We start from the raw sequence: 17507 nt of genomic DNA, 5'->3' as shown, positions 1-17507 counted from the left end.
ACCGCAGCAGGGGCTCCCCGGCCGCTGCCGAAGAGCCCCTTCCCGGCGGCGCCTACTTCGCGGGCAGGATCCGGCCCCGGACCTCGCCGAAGCCGATTTTCGCGCCGTTCGCCGCGGTGGCCGAGCCAGTGATGACCACCTCGTCGCCGTCCTGCAGGAAGGTCCGCTGTTCGCCGTTCACGGTCAGCGGATCGCGGCCGCCCCAGCAGAGTTCCAGGAACGAGCCGCGCTGGGCGGGTTCCGCGCCGGAGATCGTGCCGGAGCCGTAGAGGTCGCCGGTGCGGGCCGAGGCGCCGTTGACGGTCAGGTGGGCCAGCATCTGGGCGGGGGACCAGTACATCTCGCGGTACGGCGGGCGGGCGACCTGCTGGCCGTTCCACTCCACCGCCAGGTCGACGTCCAGCCCCCACGGCTCCGATTCCCGCAGGTAAGGCAGCGGTACCGGGGCGGTCTGGCCGGGCAGCGGCACCCGGGCCCCGGCCAGTGCCAGGATCGGCACCACCCACGCCGAGATCGACGTCGCGAAGCTCTTGCCCAGATTCGGGCCGAGCGGCACGTACTCCCAGGCTTGGATGTCGCGGGCGGACCAGTCGTTGAGCAGCACCGCGCCGAAGACGTGCTTCGGGAACTCGTCCGGCGTGATCGGCGTGTTCGGCGCGGTGCCGGCGCCGACGACGAAGCCCAGTTCGGCTTCGATGTCCAGGCGCGCGCTCGGGCCGAACACCGGGCCGTCCTCGCCCTTGCGCTGGCCGTTCGGGCGGATCACGTCGGTGCCGGACACATACACCGTGCCGGAGCGGCCGTGGTAGCCGACCGGGAGGTGCTTCCAGTTGGGCAGCAACGGTTCCGCGTCCGGACGGAACAGCCGGCCCACGTTCGACGCGTGGTGCTCCGACGCGTAGAAGTCGACGTAGTCCGCGACCTCGATCGGCAGGTGCAGCGTTACGTCGCCGACCGCGTGCACCGCTTCGGCGGGCACCTCGCCGGTCACCAGTTCCTGGATCCGCGCGCGGACTTCGACCCAGCGGTCGTAGCCCTGCGCCATGAACGCGTTCAGGCTCGGCTGGGCGAACACCTCGTCGCCGAGGGCGATCGACAGGTCCAGCACGTGCTCGCCGACGCGCACGCCCACCCTCGGGCTGCCCTCGCCGGCCGAAAACACGCCGTACGGCAGGTTTTCGACGCCGAACAGCGAGCCGGCGGGGATGTCGAGCACGGTCATGCGGGGTCTCCGATCAGGCCGAGGCCGGTGAGTTCGGTGAGCGGGTCGGTGATGCTGCAGGTGCCGAACGAGGTGAACCGCGCGCGGGCCGCCGCCAACCGCTCCGGGGCCAGGTCGCGGATCCGGCCGGCGACCACCGCGCCGTCCCGTTCGGCAAGCAGGGCGACGACTTCTTCGGTGCTGGCGGCGCGGTCCGCCGCTTCGGCGGCGAGCAGCAGGTTCAGGAAACCGTGCTGCTCGAAACCGGTCGCCGGGTCGGTGTTGCGGACCGCGTGGTGCAGCCCGGCGGTCGCCTTGAACGGCACGCCCGCCTCGACAGCCGCGCGGATCGCGGCGGCCAGCTCGGCCTCGTCCGGGTAGTACTCGGCGGAGGTGCCGCCGGTGCGGAACTTCGCCTTGTGCGGCGTGCCGGCAAGCGCTTGCAGCAGCGGGATCCGGCGTTCGTCGCGCGGGATCTCCACCGCGACCGGGACCGGGCAGCCGTCCACCGCGGACAGGAACTCGGCGACCGGCATGCCTTGCGGCACCGCGATTTCCAGCGAATCGACGGTGACCGGCAGACCGTCGACGGCGTTGAGCACGTCGGCGATCCCGGCCGGGCCGCCGGGCAGCGTCACGGTGAGCGACAGCCGCGTTTCCCGCCCGGCGACGACCTCCGAGAGCTCGGCCAGGCCGGCGGCCGAGACCACCAGCGGGCCGACCATCGCGGCGTAGGCCGAAGCGGTGTGCTTGTCGTGCGCGGCGACGGCGTCCGGCAACGGCGCGAGGCCGGGCGGGAACACCGCCGCGTCGTCCAGCAGACCGCGAGTGAGCGCGTCGGTCACGACAGCGGCCCCCGCCCGGCCCAGGTCCACGCGTAGCCCGGGTCCTCGCTCGCGTAGCCGCCCTCGCCGATCTCCAGCGGACGGAACGTGTCGACCATGACCGCCAGCTCGTCGAAGAACTCCGCGCCGATCGAGCGTTCCACAGCGCCCGGCTGCGGGCCGTGGCTGTGTCCGCCCGGGTGCAGGCTGATCGAGCCCTGGCCGATGCCGGAGCCCTTGCGCGCCTCGTAGTTGCCGCCGCAGTAGAACATCACCTCGTCCGAGTCCACATTGGAGTGGTAGTACGGCACCGGGATGGACAGCGGGTGGTAGTCGACCTTGCGCGGCACGAAGTTGCAGATGACGAAGTTGTTGCCCTCGAACACCTGGTGCACCGGCGGCGGCTGGTGCACGCGGCCGGTGATGGGCTCGAAATCGGAGACGTTGAACGTGTACGGGTAGAGGCAGCCGTCCCAGCCGACCACGTCGAACGGGTGCGTCGGGTACACGTAGCGGGTGCCGACGACGCCGCGCGAGCCGCGGTGCTTCACCAGCACCTCGACGTCCGTGCCTTCGACGACCAGCGGCTCGGCCGGGCCGTGCAAGTCGCGCTCGCAGTAGGGGGAGTGTTCCAGCAGCTGGCCGTAGCGGGAGAGGTAGCGCTTCGGCGGTGCGATGTGCGAGTTCGCCTCGATCGCATACGCCCGCAGCGGCTCTGGTCCCTGCGGAACCCAGCGGTGCGTGGTGGCGCGGGGAAGGATGACGTAGTCGCCGGTGCGGGCCGGCAGCGCGCCGAACACCGTCTCGACCACCGCCTCGCCGGACTCGATGTACACGCACTCGTCGCCGATGGCGTTGCGGTAGAGCGGAGAAGCCTCGCCGGCCGCGACGTAGGAGATTCGCACGTCTCCGTTGCCGAGCACCAGCCGGCGGCCGGTGACCACGTCCTTGCTCTTCCACTCCTCGCCGTCGAAGAGCGTGTGCAGCTTGAGGTGCAACGGTTTGAGCGGACGGTTCTCGGTGAGCGTCTGGTCCGGCAGTTCCCACGGAGTCGCGTCGACGATCGCGGACGGGATGCCGCGGTGGTAGAGCAGCGACGAATCGGACGAGAAGCCTTCTTCGCCCATCAGCTCCTCGGAGTAGAGCCCGCCCTCGGGAGTCCGGTGCTGAGTGTGCCGCTTCGGCGGGATGCTGCCCGCGCTGCGGTAGTAGGCCATGGGTTGCCTCCTCGGCGCGAAGTAGTAAAAGTATGTATTACTTTGAGATCAGCGTAGTCGAGTGTTGTGGTTGAGGGAAGGGGTCGCGCCCCTGCCGGTGAGGCGCGGGCTGGCGGTCCGTGATGGGCCCCTTCAGGGAATCAGATTCCCTGAAGGGGCCCATCACGGACGGGGCGGGAGCCGCTCAGCGGCGGGTGGCAAATCCGGCTCTTCCCGAGATCAGCTTGTCCAGCAGCATGACCAGCACCCGCTGCTCGGCCTCGGTCAGCACCTCGACCCAGCCCGCCTCGCGCTCGTTCTGCGCCTGGAACACCTGGAGCATCTCGGCCTGCCCCGCTTCGGTCAGCGAAAGCCGCACCGACCGGCCGTCCGTCTCGCCCGGCGTTCGGGCCAGCAACCCCTCGCCGACCAGTGTCTTCGCCAGATTGGAGACCGCGGCCCGGCTCATGCCGGTCAGCCGGGCGGCGGCGGACGGCTCCAGCGGGCCGGCCAGCCACACCACGAACAACACCCGAAACGCCGACCACGACCGCCCGCGGGGCCGGTGCACCGCGGATTCCAGGTCGTAGGTCACCAAGTTCGACGCCCGGTTCAGCGTCAGCAGCACCTCGGTCGCGAGCTGGTGCCGGAACCCGAACTCCTCCGAGAGCCTGCGGTTGGCCAGCGCGATGAACGACCAGAAGTCGAGCGTGTCCGGGTCCGGCGGCGCGGCGGAGTCCTGCATGCCAGCACTGTAACCGCGCCGCCGGGATAATCAAACTGAAAACTACTTTGCCGGAACCCTGGGCACCTCGGTGAGCTTGGCCCCGGCATCGCGAGGCACCTTGAGGAACGTCAGCATCGCCGCGGCGACCACCAGGCAGCCGATCGGGAAGTACAACCCGACCGTCACGTCGCTCTCGGTCGCCGCCAGCCCGATCGCGTACGGCCCGAAGAAGCCGCCGAGCGCGGCGATCGAGTTGATCGCGGCGAGGCCGACCGCGGTGTGCTCCTTCGACAGCACCCGCGCGGCCATCGCCCAGTACGGCGCCAGGTAGCCGAGCACGCCGATCGCCGCCAGCGACAGGCTGATCAGCGACAGCGACGGCACCGTCTTGAACTGGATGGCGCCGAAGAACCCGATCGCCGCCACCAGCACCGCGGTGATCACGTGGCCCTTGCGTTCGCCGGTGCGATCGGAGTTGCGGGCGATCAGCAGCATGCCGATCGCGCCGACGACGTATGGGATCGCGCCGAGCAGGCCGATGTTGGTGGAGGAGTACTTCGGGTCGAGCTGCTTCACGATCAGCGGCAGGAAGAACGTCAAGCCGTACAGGCCGCAGGCGATGAACAGGTTGGACACCGCCAGCAGCAGAACCTTGCCGTCGCGGACCGCGCGCAGCTGGCCGAGGAAGGTCTCCTTCTCCTCCGGCACGTACTCGCGGTCGATCTCGGTCTGCAGCCAGGTGCGCTCTTCCTCGGTGAGGAACTTCGCGTCGGCCGGCTTGTTCGGCAGCCAGAAGAAGGTCAGCAGGCCGATCAGCACCGCGGGCGCGCCCTGCAGGACGAACACCCACTGCCAGCTGCTCATCCCGAACCAGTGGATGTTGTCCAGGATCCATCCGCCGAACAGGCTGCCCAGGATCAGCGCCACCGGCTGCGCCAGCGCGAGCGTGGCGATGGCCCGGCCGCGCTCCTTGCCGCGGAACCAGTAGGTCAAGTACAGCAGCAGCCCGGGGAACAGGCCGGCCTCGGCGACGCCGAGCAGGATCCGCGCGATCATCAGGTGCGTGATGCTGGCGACGAACCCGGTCAGCACCGTCACGATGCCCCAGCTGACCGCGATCCGGCTGAGCCACAGCCGGGCCCCGACCTTCTTCATGATCATGTTGCTGGGGACCTCGAACACCACGTAGGCGAGGAAGAAGATCGCCGACGCGCCGCCGAACGTCGCGGCGGTGATGGTGAGTTCCTTGGCCATGCCGAGCTGGGCGTAGCCGATGTTCGCCCGGTCCATGTAGTTGAAGACGTACAGCAGCAGCACGATCGGCATGACGCGCAGGCCGACCTTGCGGACGGTTCGTCTGGCCAGCGGTGAGTCCGGCGGGGCGGCGGGGACGGACATGGGATTCTCCTCGACGGTGAGCAGTGAATCTGGGGGGTCAGGCAGCGGCGGAGCGGCCGGCGATGCGGCCCATCGTCACGGCGTTGGCGACCGCGTTGCCGCCGCCGACGTAACGGAAACCGAGGACGCCGGCCCCGGCTTCGCCCGCGGCGTACAGGCCGGGAACCCGGTCGCCGCGGAGGTCGAGCACCGCCGCGGCGGAGTCGATTTCCAGCCCGGCGTGCGTGCACACCAGTTCGGCGGGCAGGGTGCGGGCGGCGTAGTACGGCCCGGTCGCGATTTCGGCCGGCGGTTCGGTCGCGCCCTTGGCGGCCAGCGTTTCGTGCCGCAGGAAATCCGGGTCCTCGCCATGGGGCAGCATTGAGTTCCAGCGGTCCACGGTGGACCGCAAGGCGTCCGCGGGAACGCCCATCTTGCCGGCGAGTTCTTCCAGGGTGCCGGCTCGCAAGGTGCGCCCGGCCTCTGCTTCGGACTCGACGTGCCCCGCGTTCCAGTGTGCGTAACCGGGCGGCAGATCGCGGCGAGCGCGCTCGTCGAAGACCATCCACACCGGACCGTCCTGCGCCGCCATGATGCCGCTGGACACCGCATACGACGCGTCTTCGTCCATGAACCGGCGCCCGCGCGAGTTCACCAAGACCCGGGAGCGGGGCGGGAAGCCGGACTGCCAGTGGTGCAGCCGCTGGAAATACGCGGTCGGCAGCAGCAGTCCCCAGCCCTGGCCGGTGATCGAAGCGGAGACCTGCTCGCCGAACGCGAAGTGATCGCCCCGGGAGCCGGGCGCGGCGACGACGAACAGGTCGTCCCCGGCCGCGTCCGCGTCCGGGTAGTACCGCGTGCGCAGCACGGGATCCTGCGCGAACCCGCCGGTGGTGACGATCACCGCGTTCGCCCGGACCTCGACGCCGTCAGCGACGACGCCGGCCACCCGGCCGTCGGCCACCAGCAGCCGCTCGACCCGGGTGTTCAGTACCGCCTCGGCACCAGCCCGGCGGCGGGCGCGGTCGAGCACCTGGACGAGGCCGTAGCCCTGGTCCTTCGGCACGTGGCCGCGCCAGACGTCCTCGACGCCCGCGCGGGTCAGTCCCGGAGTGTGCGCGTCGTGCGAAACCTTCGCCGGGATCTCCGCGCCGAGGCCGATCAGCCATTCCACGGCGGGACCGGCTTCGCGGCAGAACGTCCGCAGCAGGCCGGGTTTCAGCTGCCACTGGTTCAGGTCGAGATAGTGCTGGAGGAAGCGTTCCGGCGTGTCCTCGATGCCGAGTTCGCGCTGGACGCTGGTGCCTGCCGCGGTCAGCATGCCGGCGGACAGCTGAGTGGACCCGCCGAGTTCCGTTTCCGCTTCGAACAACAGCACGGACGCACCGTGCTCCGCGGCGGACACCGCGGCGGCGAGTCCCGCGCCGCCGCCGCCGACCACCACGACGTCGGTGTCGACGCTCATCCCAGATCACCTCCGGCTTCGGCGAGGATGCGATGGTAGAGACCGTTCGAGACGAGGCCGCCGTCCACGGTGACCTCGCTTCCGGTCAGATAGCTGGAACGGTCCGACAGCAGGAACAGCACCGTGTCGGTGATTTCCGCCGGATCCGCCATCCGCCCGGCCGGCACACTGTCCACAGCGGACTTGACGAACGCGTCCGCGCCGGCCAGCAGCCCGGTGCCGACCAGCCCCGGGTGGACCGAGTTGACCCGGATCCGCCACTTCGCGAAGTTGCCCGCGGCCGATTTGGACAGTCCGGTCAGGCCCCACTTGCTCGCCGAGTAGGCGGGGGAGAAGTAGCCGATCTGACCGGAAATCGAGGAAATGTTCACGATCGACCCGCCGCCGGAGTCGCGCATCAGCGGCGCGGCCGCGCGCATCCCGTGGAACGGCCCGGACAGGTTCACCGCCAGCACCCGGTCCCAGACTTCGGCGGTGGTGTCCTGGAATTCCAGCCGGCGCGAGATCCCGGCGTTGTTCACCAGGCCGCCGAGACTGCCGTGCTCGGCCCGGATCCGGTCGATCACCCGCGCCCACTGGCCCGGTTCGACGACGTCCATTGTGTACTCGGTGGCCGAGCCGCCCGCCGCGCGGATCTCGTCCGCGATGTCCGCGGCGCCAGCGAAATCCGCGACGCAGACGTGTACACCGCGTGCGCCGAGCGCTCGGGAGTGTTCCGCGCCCATCCCGTTCGCCGCGCCCGTCACGAGCACGACGTCCGGGTAGCACACGGTTTCGGTGGTGTCAGACATGCCGTGAGCCGCCGTCGACCGCGAGGCAGTGCCCGGTGACGTACCGCGCGCTGTCCGACAGCAGGAAGAGCAGCACTCCGCAGACCTCTTCCGGCGAGCCGATCCGGTGCAGCGGCACCGCGTCCAGTGCCTTCTCCAGCGCCGGAGCGTCGTCCTGGATCCAGCGCGTCATCTCGGTGTCGATGAAACCGGGCGCGATCGAGTTGACGCGGATGCCCTGGTCGCCCAGTTCGACAGCGAGAGATTCGGTCAGGTGCGCGACGGCCGCCTTCGAGCTGCAATAGGCCGCGCGGCCCTTGCGGACGCGTACCGCGGACACCGAAGCCATGTTGACGATCGCGCTGCCGGGCTCCATTCGCGCGGCCGCGGCCTGCGCGCCGAACAGGACGCCCTCGACGTTCACCGCGAGTGTCGCGCGAATCTGTTCCGGCGTGATGTCCGGGATCTCGCCGTAGGGGAAGATGCCGGCGTTGTTGACCCAGAAGTCGATCCGGCCGAACTCCTCGACCGCCCGCCGCGCGAGCTCGACGTGGTCTTCGGCGCGGGTGACGTCCAGTGCGGACGCGACGATCCGGCCCGGCTTGTCCTCGACGGACCCGGCGGCGAGTGCGGCGGTGAGGTCGTCCGCGGTGGTCGTCATGGCAGCGGCGTCGAGGTCGCCGGCCACCACGTGCACGCCGCGGGTGGCGAGGCCGGCGGCGAACCGCGCGCCCATGCCGCGCGCCGCGCCGGTGACCACGGCGACCTTGCCCGGCATCTCCGGGTAGCGCGCGGTCGCGGGCTGGTGCAGCACCCGGCCGGGGCCGGTGGGCTCGAGAGTGCTCATCTGGCGGTTTCTCCTTGTTCTTTCTCAGGGCTCGCGGTGCACGGTGCGGCGGCGCACCCGCCAGCCGTCCGCGGTGCGCACGAGCTCGTCGTCGAGCACGGTGATCCGGTGCAGCCGCGCCGCTCCGCCTTCCGGCGTCCCGACGAGCTGCAGATAGGCCAGCGCCCGCACGGCATCCGCTGACGGTCCGGTTCGGACTTCCACTGTGGACACCACGTGCCGGAGCCGTTCACCCGATGCGACGCAGCCGGTGTGGAACCGCTCGGCGAACGCGGTCAGCGCCTCGGTGCCGACGGCGGGTTCCGGGTAGCTGGGCGAGACGAACTCGCCGTCCGGCGTGAAGGTGCCGGCCCAGCGCCTGGCCTGCCCGGAGTCGATGGCGTGACTCTGGCGTCCGTAGAGCTGATGCACCGCCAGCACCGTTTCGGCGGGGACTTCGGCCATGTCCGGAAACCTCGATCCGCTCGGGGGAGTTGCCTGGGGCGGCAAACGTGCTATATTCGCACGCACCGTGCGATATGTAGGAACAGTAAGTCGCCGGAAAGCTGTCGTCAAGGGAGTCGTGTGTCCGAGACCGGAACCTCGAAGACGCTGCACCACGGGCTTGAGGTGCTGGAGCTGCTGGTGGTGCACCCGCGAGGGCTCACCGTCACGGAAATCGCCGACGGCATCGGCGTGCACCGGACGGTCGCGCACCGGCTGGTCCGCACGCTGGAGGAGCACCACCTGTGCCGGCGCGACCGGTTCAAGCGGATCTCGCTCGGCACCGGCCTGGTCCGGCTGGCCGAGCCGGTGGAGCAGGACCTGCGCACGCTGGCCCGTCCGGTGCTGGAGGAGCTGTCCGACGCCGGCCGCGCCTCGGCGCACCTGGTGGTCCGCGAAAACGCCGAGCAGGTGCGGATGCTGATGATCGTGGAACCGCGGCAGGCGCGGATGCACGTGTCGTTCCGCAGCGGCCAGCTGGACCCGATCGGCCGCGGTTCGGCCGGGCTCGCGCTGCTCGCCGCGGAGCCGCCGGTGGAGGGCGAACGCGAGGAGATCGCCCGCGCCCGCAGCCGCGGCTACGCGGTGTCGGTCGGCGAGATCGCGCCCGGCATCACCGGCATCTCCGCGATGGTGCCGACCAGCCGCGACCAGCCGGGCACGAGCATCGGGCTGTCCCTGTTCGAGACTCCGGACCTGGAAGAACTGGGCCGGCTGGTGGTCGCGGCCGCGCAGCGGCTGGGGTCGCTGCTGCGCTGATCAGCGGCCGACCAGCCCCGCCTCGTGCGCCAGCAGCCCGGCCTGGGTGCGGTTGGTGCAGTCCAGCTTGACCAGCATCCGCGACACGTAGCTCTTCACCGTCGCCTCGGCCAGGTGCAGCCGTCCCGCGATGTCCGCATTGGACAGTCCTTCGCCCAGGCACGACAACACTTCTCGCTCGCGCTCGGTCAATCCGGAGATCCGCTTGCGCGCCTCGCCGTCGCGCTGGTGGCTGTCCGCGGACATCGCCACCAACCGGCGCGCGGCCGCCGGCGAGAGCACGGTATGCCCGTCGGCGGCGACGCGCACCAGCCCGATCAAGTCCTCCGGCGGCGTCGACTTCACCAGGAATCCGGACGCCCCGGCGCGCAGCGCGCGGATCACGTAGGCGTCCGCGTCGAACGTCGTCAGCGCGACGACGGCAGGCGGCTCCGGCAGCGCGCAGATCCGCTCGATCGCGGTCAGCCCGTCGACGCCGGGCATTCGCAGGTCCATCAGCACGACCGCGGGCCGGTGCCGGATCACCGCCTCGACCGCCTCGGCCCCGTCCTGCGCCTGGGCGACGACTTCGAGGTCGCCGGCCGAGCCGAGGATCGTGCGCAGGTGCGCGCACACCATCGGCTCGTCGTCGGCCACTACGACGGTGATCACCGGGCGGCGCCTTCCGCGGTCGGGACGTAGGCGGGCAGTATGGCACCGACCCGGAATCCGCCGCCCACCGCCGCGCCCGCCTCGAAAGTCCCGCCGACCAGCTCGACCCGCTGGCGCAGCCCGCTGAGCCCCGCGCCGGAGCCGCTGCCCGCGAGCGCCGGGTCCGGCGGCCGCGTCGCGCGGGTGTTGGCGACGGCCACGTCCAGCCCGCCCGAGTGGTAGCGCAGCGAGACGGCCGCCGAGCAGCCCGGCGCGTGCTTGCGGATGTTCGTGAGCGCCTCCTGAACCACCCGGTAGGCGGTGCGCGCTACCGTCGGCGAAACCGAATCTCGTTCCCCGGCAACGGAAAGCTCGGTCGCGATGCCGACCGCGACCGACTCGGCGACCAGGTCCGCGACATCTCCCGGCAGCGGCGGGTCCGCCACGGGCGGTTCGATCCCCGCGCCGTTGCGCAGCACGCCGACCAGGTCGCGCAGCTCGTCCAGCGCCTGAGCGCCTTCCCGCCGGATGTCCTCGGCCGCGGTTTTCACCCCCGGGTCCGCCGACGTCACGCCCAGCGCGCCCGCGTGCAGCACCATCAGGCTGAGCCGGTGCGTGACCACGTCGTGCATCTCGCTGGCCAGCCGCCGCCGTTCCGCGGCCCGAGCCTGCTCGGCGAGCAGATGCTGTTCGCGTTCGGCGCGCTCGGCCCGGTCACGCAACGAGGTGAGCAGCTGCCGCCGCGCTTCGAGGTACAGCGAGACCGCCACGGGCAGCGCGGTGCTCAACAGCCCGAACGGCGTCGTGTTCCAGGCCGGGTTCCACGGCCGCGTCGCGAGCAGCGCCAGTATCCCGGCGAACCACAGCAGCCGCCGCCGGTCGACCCGGCAGACGAGTTGGGCGAGCACGATCGGGGTGACCGTCGGGACGGTCATCAGGGTCGGCTGGTCGATCGGGACGAGCAGTCCGGGGGAGAACAGGTCGGACGCGAGCATCGCCAGCGCGGCTGCGACGAGCAGGCTGGGCACCCCGTTCGGGAATCGCCACAGCAACAGCAGCGACACGTCGCAGACCAAGGACAGCACGAGCATCGCGTACGGCCCGAGGAACCCGGTGGTCGGCCCGGCGGCGGCGAAGAGCCCGACGTCGAGGCAGACGAACACGAGCGTCGCGCCGCCGAGCCACAGCCAGTCGGTCGGCTGCGGCCAGGCGTGGCGGGTTCGGGTCACCGGATCACGGTATCCGCTTGTCCGGCCGTCCGCGCCGGATCCGCACCTCCCGGACGGCGAGTACCGCCGAAAGTTGTGGCCGCCGCCGCGCTGATCCACTTTCGTCGCCCGAAACGGCTACCGATCCCGGTTCCCCCGCATCCCCGTGCGGCGGTGCACTGATCGGCATGCGAGAGACCGAGGAAGTGCCGCCGTTCGCCCGGCTGCCGGTGCTGGCCGTCGCGGCTGGCGCCGTCGCCTTGCTGGTCGCGACGAGCTTCCGGTACGCGCACGGGTTCGACGAGCTCTATTTCCTGGTGGCTGGTCGAGATCACTCGGCCTGGGGGTATTTCGACCAGCCGCCGCTCGTCCCGCTGCTGGCCGGGACTCTCGACCAGTGGTTCCCCGGTTCGCTGGCGGCCCTGCGCCTGCCGATGGCGCTCGCGGCCGGCGCCGGGGCGGTAGCGACCGCGCTGACTGCCCGCGAACTGGGCGGCGGCCGCGGCGCGCAGGTGATGGCGGCCGGGGCGTACGCGACTTCCGGGCTGATGATCATCAGCCACTGGGTCGCCACCTACGCGCTGGACCCGCTCTTCTGGACGCTCGTCGTGTTCCTGCTCGTGCGCTGGACCCGGACCCGCCGCGACGGCTTGCTGCTGTGGGCCGGGCTGGTCACCGCCGTTTCACTGCAGACCAAGTTCCTGATTCCGGCACTGTGGGCCGCCGTCCTGCTGTCGGCACTGGTACTCGGCCCCCGTCGTCTGCTGACCCGGCCGAAACTGTGGCTGGGCGCGCTGATCGCTGTCGCCGCCACCGTCCCGACGCTGGTCTGGCAAGCCGCCCACGGCTGGGCCTACGCACAGATGAGCGAGGTCGTCGCCGCCGAATTCCCCGGCTACCTGGCGTTCGCCCGAGACGGCCTGCTCGGCGCAGGGATCGCCGTCGGCGTCCTGGCGCTGCTGTACGGGTCGTGGCGGCTGTTCCGATCGCCCGATCTCAGGCAGTACCGGTACCTCGCGGTGGCGTTGCTGCTGGTGGTTGCCGTGATCGCGGCGACGCATGGCCGGGCGTACTACCTGATGAGCCTGTACTCGCTGCCGTTCGCCGCGGCGGCCGCGGAGCTCTCCCGGCGGAACCTGGCGCGCTGGTGGAAGTTCCCGGCGGGAATCGCCTTCGCGCTGTCGGCCGCGGTCACCGTGGCCGGACTGCCGGTGTGGCCGGAGTCGGTGAAAGCGACGTCGTTCGGGCCGTTCCCGCTCGGCACGGTGTTCGCCGCCGGAGAAACGGCGCAACAGCAAGCGGCGGACGGCGTCGGGCAGGCATACCAGTCGCTGCCCGCCCCGATGCGGCGGGAAACCGCGGTATACGCGGAAATCTACCCGTTCGCCGCCGCCGTGGAGTATTACGGGCCGAAGTACGGGATCACCGATGTCTACAGTGGACACCGAGGCTACTGGTATTTCGGCCGTCCGCCGGACAGTGCGGAAAACGTCCTCTTCGTGGGCTTCGACCCGGCGCTGCTGCGGCCGTACTTCTCTTCTGTGACCGAAGTCGTGCCCGGGCTGATGTGGTTGTACACCGGGCGCGAGAAATCCTGGGAAACGATCTGGCCAGAGGTGAAGAAACAATGAGCAATTCCCTTCCCGCGCAGGCGTATTTCCTCGCCTGCGACCCGGACGGCGGGCCGCTTGCCCGCCGCGGGCGAGCGGCCCTCCTGGTCCGCGCTGCCGCGCTCGCCGATCTGCTCCTGCGCGGCAACCTGCGCGACCAGCGCGGGCATGCCGAACGCACTCCCGCCGCCGCCACCGGCGACCTGGTACTGGACGACCTGCTGTCCGGCTTGCGACCGGACACCTGGCGCGCGCTCCTGCGCCACGGCCGGAATGACACGTTGCAGGCGCTGGAAACGCAACTCTCCGCCGCGGGAATGCTGGTCGAAAGCAGCAGCGCCGTCCTGCGCCGGACAATCCTGGTGCCCACTCGTTCCCTGGTGCGGGAAGCGCACGTGCGCTGCGAGCACGCGCTGGCCGCCCCGCTGTCCGAAGTGGACTCCTCGGCCGCTGCACTCGCGGCTCTGGCCGCCGCGGTCGGCATAGTCCGGCCGAGGCATTCTTCCCGGCTCGCTGAGCTGGAAAGTGTTGCCGGGCCGGTGCTTCCTGCCTTGCGCAAAGCGGTGAGCGGCCGGCGTGCCGCGTTCTCTTCCTGATCGGCGAAGCGTTGGCCAGCCGAGGGGGCTGGCCAACGCTTCGGCGGTCGCCGAACCGTCGTCGCCGTAGCCTGCTGGCATGACCTCATTCGCTGCTTTGCACGTGCCTGGTCGTCCGCTGTTGCTGCCGAATGTCTGGGAGTTCGGTTTCGCCGCCGCGCTCGCCGCTGCGGGTTGCCCAGCGGTCGGGACCACCAGTCTGGGGGTCTCGGCCGCCGCCGGACTGCCCGACGGTGCGCCGTCTTCCCGGGCGGCGACAGTTGCGTTGGCGAAAACGCTGTCGTCGCTGGACATCTTGGTGACGGTGGACATCGCCGACGGGTTCAGCGCCGACCCGGCCGCGGTGGCTGATCTGGTCGCGGAGCTGGCGGAGGCAGGAGCGGTCGGGGTGAATCTGGAGGACGGCCGAGCCGATGCGCTGGCTCCGGTCGAAGTCCAGTGCGGGCTGCTGCGGGCGGTCAAGGGGCGAGTCCCCGGCGTCTTCCTGAATGCCCGTACCGACACGCATTGGCTCGGTGCCGGCGGAGCGGACGAGGCCGTCGCCCGCGCCCGCGCCTACGCCTCGGCCGGCGCCGACGGGGTGTTCGTGCCCGGTGTGCACGATCCGGCGGAGGTGAGTGCGCTGGTCACCGCGGTGGAGGCGCCGTTGAATGTGCTGTACCTGCCGGGGAAGGTGACGGTGGCCGGGCTGGCGGAGTCGGGGGTGGCGCGGGTGAGCCTGGGGTCGGGACCGTACCGGGCGGCGCTCGGGGCCGCGCTGGCGGCGGTGGACGCCGCTCGGGAGGGGACGGAGTCGCTGGTGGCGCCGTCTTACGACGAGGTGACTGCGCTGCTGCCGGAGTGACTCTGTGCCGGGAACCGCTGGCCCGACCTCGTCCCGCGCGGCCGGGCGAGCAGTCCGTGAAGGGAACATCGAGGGAATCAGAGTCCCTCGATGTTCCCTTCACGGACCTCCGGGACGGCCGCGGTCCGTGACCGGCGCCCTGCCCCGGCCGTTTTCTCGTACGGTGAGCGCATGATCTTCGGAGGAAGCACCGATTTCGCCGTCCCCGCCGGTTACCTCAACACCCCCAGCATCGGCATCCCGCCCGCTCCGGTCGCCGATGCGGTAGCTGCCGCCGTCGAGCGCTGGCGCACCGGGCAAGACACTCCTGCCAGCTTCGACGAAGCCGTCTCCCGTTCCCGAGCCGGGTTCGCCCGTCTCGCCGGAGTCCAGCCCGGCGAGGTGGCGATCGGCGCCTCCGTTTCCCAGCTCGCCGCCAACGTGGCGGCGGCTCTCCCGGCTGACGCTCGCGTCCTGGCCGCCGAGAACGAGTTCACCAGCGTCACCTTCCCGTTCGCGCAGCGCGCCGCGGTCACCGAGGTTCTGCTCGCCGACCTGCCGGACCACGTGGAAGGCCACGACCTCGTCGCGGTCAGCCTCGTCCAATCCGCCGACGGCGCGATTCTCGACACCGCCGCCCTCCGCGCCGCCGCCGAAGCCGCGGGCGTGCCGGTGCTCATCGACGTCACCCAAGCCGCCGGCTGGCTCCCGCTCGACGTCGCGTGGGCGGACTGGGTCGTCTGCGGCGGCTACAAATGGCTGTTCTCTCCGCGCGGCTGCGCCTGGCTCGCCGTGCACCCGCGTGCTCGCGAACGCACCCGCCCGGTCGCCGCGAACTGGTACGCAGGCGACGATCCGTGGTCCACGGTGTACGGAATGCCACTGCGGCTGGCGAAAGACGCCCGCGCCTTCGATCTTTCGCCGGTCTGGCTGGCGCATCTCGGCGCCGCGGAAGCGCTCGACTACGTCACGTCACTGGACCTCGCCGCGGTCCGCGAACACAACGCCGGGCTCGCCGATTCCCTGCGCGCCGCTGCCGGACTGGCTCCGCAGAACAGCGCGATCGTCGCGCTGGAAGCCGATCCGGCCCAGGTCGAGGCCGCCGGGGTCGTCGCCGGGGTGCGCAACGGGCGGGTGCGCGTCGGCTTCCATCTCTACAACGGTCCTGACGACGTAGAACGCGTTCTGAGCGCATTGGGCTGAGCGCCGGGACAGCGGTGAACTACGGTGGGCCCGTGTCCCATCCGCACTTCACCCCCGGTCCCTCGGACACGGCCCCGATCCCGGCGGTGCCCGCGCACCCGGGTCCGCCGTCCGGTCCGCCGCGCAACCGCGCCCTGCTGCTGCGCGGCGCCGGGCTCGTGGCGATCGCCGTCGTGGCCGGGCTCGTCTGGTACCTGATCCGGCACGACAGCACGCCGGCGCAGCCGGTCGCCGAGGAGCCGCCCGCGACGACCCAGCCCGCGTTCGACTACAAGCTGGTCGAAGGCCCGGTCAAGGCCACCGACTGCGCCGCCAACGCCTACTCGGGCGCGAAGAACTACTTCCAGGGCAACCCGTGCAAATCGCTGGCCCGCGCGCTGTACACGGTGCAGTCCGGGGACGCGAAGGCGCTCGTGTCGGTCGTGCTGGTCACCATGCCGGACGCGGCGAAGGCCACCGCGCTCAAGGACCTCACCGACCGTGACGGCACTGGCAACGTGAGCGACCTCGTCCGCGACGGCACGTTCCACGACGCCGACGCGCCGAAGCTGAGCGGCGACCAGGCCGAGTACGAATCGCAGGCCAATGGCGGCGAGGTGACGATCGTGCTGACCGACTTCTACTACGGCCATCACGACAAGCCGCTGCTCAACCGCATCGCGAAGAACGCGCTGAAACTCTCCGCGAAGCTCCGCTGACCCGATTCGCGACCAGTCCGTGAAGGGCCCCTTGCGGAACTTGGATTCCCTCAAGGGGCCCTTCACGGACCTGACGCGGAGCGTGCGGGCGGCCGGTCAAGCCGGCTGACCCGGCAACGCGACCGCGGTGGGCTTTGCCCCGGCTTCCTGCCGCCACGGAGTCCCCCGCCGCGCCGCGGCGATCAACGCTTGCAGCGCCATCCCGCGCAGCCCGGCGTCGTCGGTGTGCGTCACCACGGCCTGCCACGCGGCCGAGGTGTCCGCTTCGGCGCTGGCGACCAGCGCAGCGGCCGAGGCCGTGTCGGTGACCGGCTTCGGCGGCACGTACGCGGCTTCCGGTGCCACTGGAGTAGCCGAAGCCGCGCTGATCATCTGCGTCAGCGCGTCCCGCCGCGCGGTGTGCTCGGCACGTCCGGCCTTCAGCGCCTCGCCGAAATCACCCGGAAGGAACGCCGTCACCAAGCCGTAGACCCACAGCGAGGCGTGTTCGGCGGCCAGCGCCTTCTGCAGAGAGTCGACTGCGTCCTTCGCCGCCGAGCCCGGCAGCGCGGACACCGCTTTCGCGTCCGCGCCCGGGCCGAGCTCAGGCGAGACCCGCTGCAGTCCGGCACAGCCGGCGGCCACCGCCGCGACCAGCCCGGCGCGGTACGCGGGCAGCGTGGGCACCAGGCTCTCGGCCTGCTGCCGGGCGGCAGCGAGCCGGTCCTTGAACCCGCCGAGCGACGTCGGCCCGGGAGCCGGCGCGGTGTCCTTCTTCGGCCGGTTCAGCCGGTCCACTTCGGCCTTCAGCGCGGCGGCTTGCGCCGCCCGGGCGTCGGCTACCTGGCCGGCCGGGCCGTCAGCGGCCAGCTTCCGGGCCGCGGCGGCGTCCGCCTCCGCCATCGCCAGCAGCGCGGCCAGCGGATCGGGGGAGTCGTCCTTGGCACCGGAGCAAGCGGCCAGCGGCAGGGCCGCGGCGACAGCGCCGCCCAATGCGCCCAGGCGCAGCACGGCGCGCCGGGAGAGGTTCGTCGGTCTTGCGGTCACGTCGGCCCATCCTGCCAGGCGGCCCGGGTGCGCCGCCGCTCGCGCGTCCAGGCGGGGGCGCAGG

At 71.2% G+C, this 17507-nt stretch carries 18 protein-coding genes; 6 read left to right on the top strand and 12 right to left on the bottom strand.

Translation table 11 applies throughout. The features are described 5' to 3' along the window. Positions 1-52 precede the first annotated feature (52 nt). The 9 genes from fahA to AMYBE_RS0117690 all read right to left on the bottom strand — a co-directional run bounded on the left by fahA (position 53) and on the right by AMYBE_RS0117690 (position 8851). A complete protein-coding gene (gene fahA / locus AMYBE_RS0117730) occupies positions 53-1222 on the bottom strand; it encodes a fumarylacetoacetase (protein ID WP_020660734.1) in 1170 nt (389 codons plus the stop codon). Continuing rightward, positions 1219-2076, bottom strand: a complete 858-nt coding sequence (locus AMYBE_RS0117725; protein WP_020660733.1) for a hypothetical protein — start codon at positions 2074-2076, stop codon at positions 1219-1221. Before AMYBE_RS0117725 ends, fahA begins: the two co-directional genes overlap by 4 nt. After that, entirely contained in the window at positions 2043-3242 is a 1200-nt protein-coding gene (locus AMYBE_RS0117720) for a homogentisate 1,2-dioxygenase (RefSeq protein WP_020660732.1), read from the bottom strand. The genes AMYBE_RS0117725 and AMYBE_RS0117720 overlap by 34 nt, the downstream gene beginning before the upstream one ends. A gap of 184 nt (positions 3243-3426) precedes the next feature. Beyond that, positions 3427-3966, bottom strand: coding sequence for a MarR family winged helix-turn-helix transcriptional regulator (locus AMYBE_RS0117715; RefSeq protein ID WP_020660731.1), 540 nt, complete (start codon positions 3964-3966; stop codon positions 3427-3429). A 42-nt stretch (positions 3967-4008) separates the two neighbouring features. Next, positions 4009-5346 (bottom strand): MFS transporter, encoded by a 1338-nt coding sequence (locus AMYBE_RS0117710; RefSeq protein ID WP_020660730.1) that lies wholly within the window; start codon positions 5344-5346, stop codon positions 4009-4011. Between the two features lie 37 nt (positions 5347-5383). Beyond that, positions 5384-6790, bottom strand: a complete 1407-nt coding sequence (locus AMYBE_RS0117705) for an FAD-dependent oxidoreductase (protein ID WP_020660729.1) — start codon at positions 6788-6790, stop codon at positions 5384-5386. Then, positions 6787-7581, bottom strand: a complete 795-nt coding sequence (locus tag AMYBE_RS0117700; protein ID WP_020660728.1) for an SDR family NAD(P)-dependent oxidoreductase — start codon at positions 7579-7581, stop codon at positions 6787-6789. The genes AMYBE_RS0117705 and AMYBE_RS0117700 overlap by 4 nt, the downstream gene beginning before the upstream one ends. Next, a complete protein-coding gene (locus AMYBE_RS0117695) occupies positions 7574-8407 on the bottom strand; it encodes an SDR family NAD(P)-dependent oxidoreductase (protein ID WP_020660727.1) in 834 nt (277 codons plus the stop codon). Before AMYBE_RS0117695 ends, AMYBE_RS0117700 begins: the two co-directional genes overlap by 8 nt. A gap of 24 nt (positions 8408-8431) precedes the next feature. Continuing rightward, complete coding sequence (locus AMYBE_RS0117690) at positions 8432-8851, bottom strand: nuclear transport factor 2 family protein (protein ID WP_020660726.1); 420 nt, start codon at positions 8849-8851, stop codon at positions 8432-8434. 120 nt (positions 8852-8971) lie between these two features. Between AMYBE_RS0117690 and AMYBE_RS0117685 the strand changes: the two genes are divergently transcribed. Continuing rightward, a complete protein-coding gene (locus tag AMYBE_RS0117685) occupies positions 8972-9649 on the top strand; it encodes an IclR family transcriptional regulator (protein ID WP_020660725.1) in 678 nt (225 codons plus the stop codon). Here the strand turns inward: AMYBE_RS0117685 and AMYBE_RS0117680 are convergent, their stop codons facing one another. Together AMYBE_RS0117680 and AMYBE_RS0117675 are read right to left on the bottom strand one after the other, a co-directional pair. Next, positions 9650-10300 carry a response regulator transcription factor gene (locus AMYBE_RS0117680; RefSeq protein WP_020660724.1) on the bottom strand — a complete coding sequence of 217 codons (651 nt, stop codon included), beginning with the start codon at positions 10298-10300 and terminating at the stop codon, positions 9650-9652. Continuing rightward, entirely contained in the window at positions 10297-11508 is a 1212-nt protein-coding gene (locus AMYBE_RS0117675) for a sensor histidine kinase (protein ID WP_020660723.1), read from the bottom strand. Before AMYBE_RS0117675 ends, AMYBE_RS0117680 begins: the two co-directional genes overlap by 4 nt. 167 nt (positions 11509-11675) lie before the next feature. On the opposite strand from AMYBE_RS0117675, the gene AMYBE_RS0117670 reads away from it, so the two are divergent. The 5 genes from AMYBE_RS0117670 (at position 11676) to AMYBE_RS0117650 (ending at position 16417) form a co-directional block, all read left to right on the top strand. Next, the gene (locus AMYBE_RS0117670) at positions 11676-13118 is read left to right on the top strand and encodes an ArnT family glycosyltransferase (RefSeq protein ID WP_020660722.1); all 1443 of its coding nucleotides are present in this window, start codon (positions 11676-11678) and stop codon (positions 13116-13118) included. Then, positions 13115-13693: a GPP34 family phosphoprotein gene (locus tag AMYBE_RS0117665; RefSeq protein WP_020660721.1), complete on the top strand. Its 579-nt coding sequence runs from the start codon at positions 13115-13117 to the stop codon at positions 13691-13693. The genes AMYBE_RS0117670 and AMYBE_RS0117665 overlap by 4 nt, the downstream gene beginning before the upstream one ends. 79 nt (positions 13694-13772) lie before the next feature. Then, complete coding sequence (locus AMYBE_RS0117660; RefSeq protein WP_020660720.1) at positions 13773-14537, top strand: isocitrate lyase/PEP mutase family protein; 765 nt, start codon at positions 13773-13775, stop codon at positions 14535-14537. Between the two features lie 171 nt (positions 14538-14708). Further along, a complete protein-coding gene (locus AMYBE_RS0117655) occupies positions 14709-15719 on the top strand; it encodes an aminotransferase class V-fold PLP-dependent enzyme (RefSeq protein WP_020660719.1) in 1011 nt (336 codons plus the stop codon). 32 nt (positions 15720-15751) lie between these two features. Further along, positions 15752-16417: a hypothetical protein gene (locus AMYBE_RS0117650; RefSeq protein WP_020660718.1), complete on the top strand. Its 666-nt coding sequence runs from the start codon at positions 15752-15754 to the stop codon at positions 16415-16417. Between the two features lie 96 nt (positions 16418-16513). On the opposite strand, the gene AMYBE_RS0117645 is transcribed toward AMYBE_RS0117650, so the two are convergent. Then, positions 16514-17443, bottom strand: a complete 930-nt coding sequence (locus tag AMYBE_RS0117645) for a ferritin-like domain-containing protein (protein ID WP_027927759.1) — start codon at positions 17441-17443, stop codon at positions 16514-16516. Positions 17444-17507 lie beyond the last annotated feature (64 nt).

It is taken from the genome of Amycolatopsis benzoatilytica AK 16/65, assembly GCF_000383915.1.
Taxonomy (GTDB): domain Bacteria; phylum Actinomycetota; class Actinomycetes; order Mycobacteriales; family Pseudonocardiaceae; genus Amycolatopsis; species Amycolatopsis benzoatilytica.
Note: the sequence above shows the minus strand (reverse complement) of the source record. Positions and strands in the feature narration are given on the sequence as shown.

Bases quoted from the DNA above. Each gene is read 5' to 3' on its own strand.
- AMYBE_RS0117710 (WP_020660730.1), bottom strand. From the start codon at position 5,346: ATGTCCGTCCCCGCCGCCCCGCCGGACTCACCGCTGGCCAGACGAACC.
- AMYBE_RS0117655 (WP_020660719.1), top strand. From the start codon at position 14,709: ATGATCTTCGGAGGAAGCACCGATTTCGCCGTCCCCGCCGGTTACCTC.
- AMYBE_RS0117670 (WP_020660722.1), top strand. From the start codon at position 11,676: ATGCGAGAGACCGAGGAAGTGCCGCCGTTCGCCCGGCTGCCGGTGCTG.
- AMYBE_RS0117695 (WP_020660727.1), bottom strand. From the start codon at position 8,407: ATGAGCACTCTCGAGCCCACCGGCCCCGGCCGGGTGCTGCACCAGCCC.
- AMYBE_RS0117690 (WP_020660726.1), bottom strand. From the start codon at position 8,851: ATGGCCGAAGTCCCCGCCGAAACGGTGCTGGCGGTGCATCAGCTCTAC.
- AMYBE_RS0117720 (WP_020660732.1), bottom strand. From the start codon at position 3,242: ATGGCCTACTACCGCAGCGCGGGCAGCATCCCGCCGAAGCGGCACACT.
- AMYBE_RS0117700 (WP_020660728.1), bottom strand. From the start codon at position 7,581: ATGTCTGACACCACCGAAACCGTGTGCTACCCGGACGTCGTGCTCGTG.
- AMYBE_RS0117660 (WP_020660720.1), top strand. From the start codon at position 13,773: ATGACCTCATTCGCTGCTTTGCACGTGCCTGGTCGTCCGCTGTTGCTG.
- AMYBE_RS0117715 (WP_020660731.1), bottom strand. From the start codon at position 3,966: ATGCAGGACTCCGCCGCGCCGCCGGACCCGGACACGCTCGACTTCTGG.
- fahA (WP_020660734.1), bottom strand. From the start codon at position 1,222: ATGACCGTGCTCGACATCCCCGCCGGCTCGCTGTTCGGCGTCGAAAAC.
- AMYBE_RS0117705 (WP_020660729.1), bottom strand. From the start codon at position 6,790: ATGAGCGTCGACACCGACGTCGTGGTGGTCGGCGGCGGCGGCGCGGGA.
- AMYBE_RS0117665 (WP_020660721.1), top strand. From the start codon at position 13,115: ATGAGCAATTCCCTTCCCGCGCAGGCGTATTTCCTCGCCTGCGACCCG.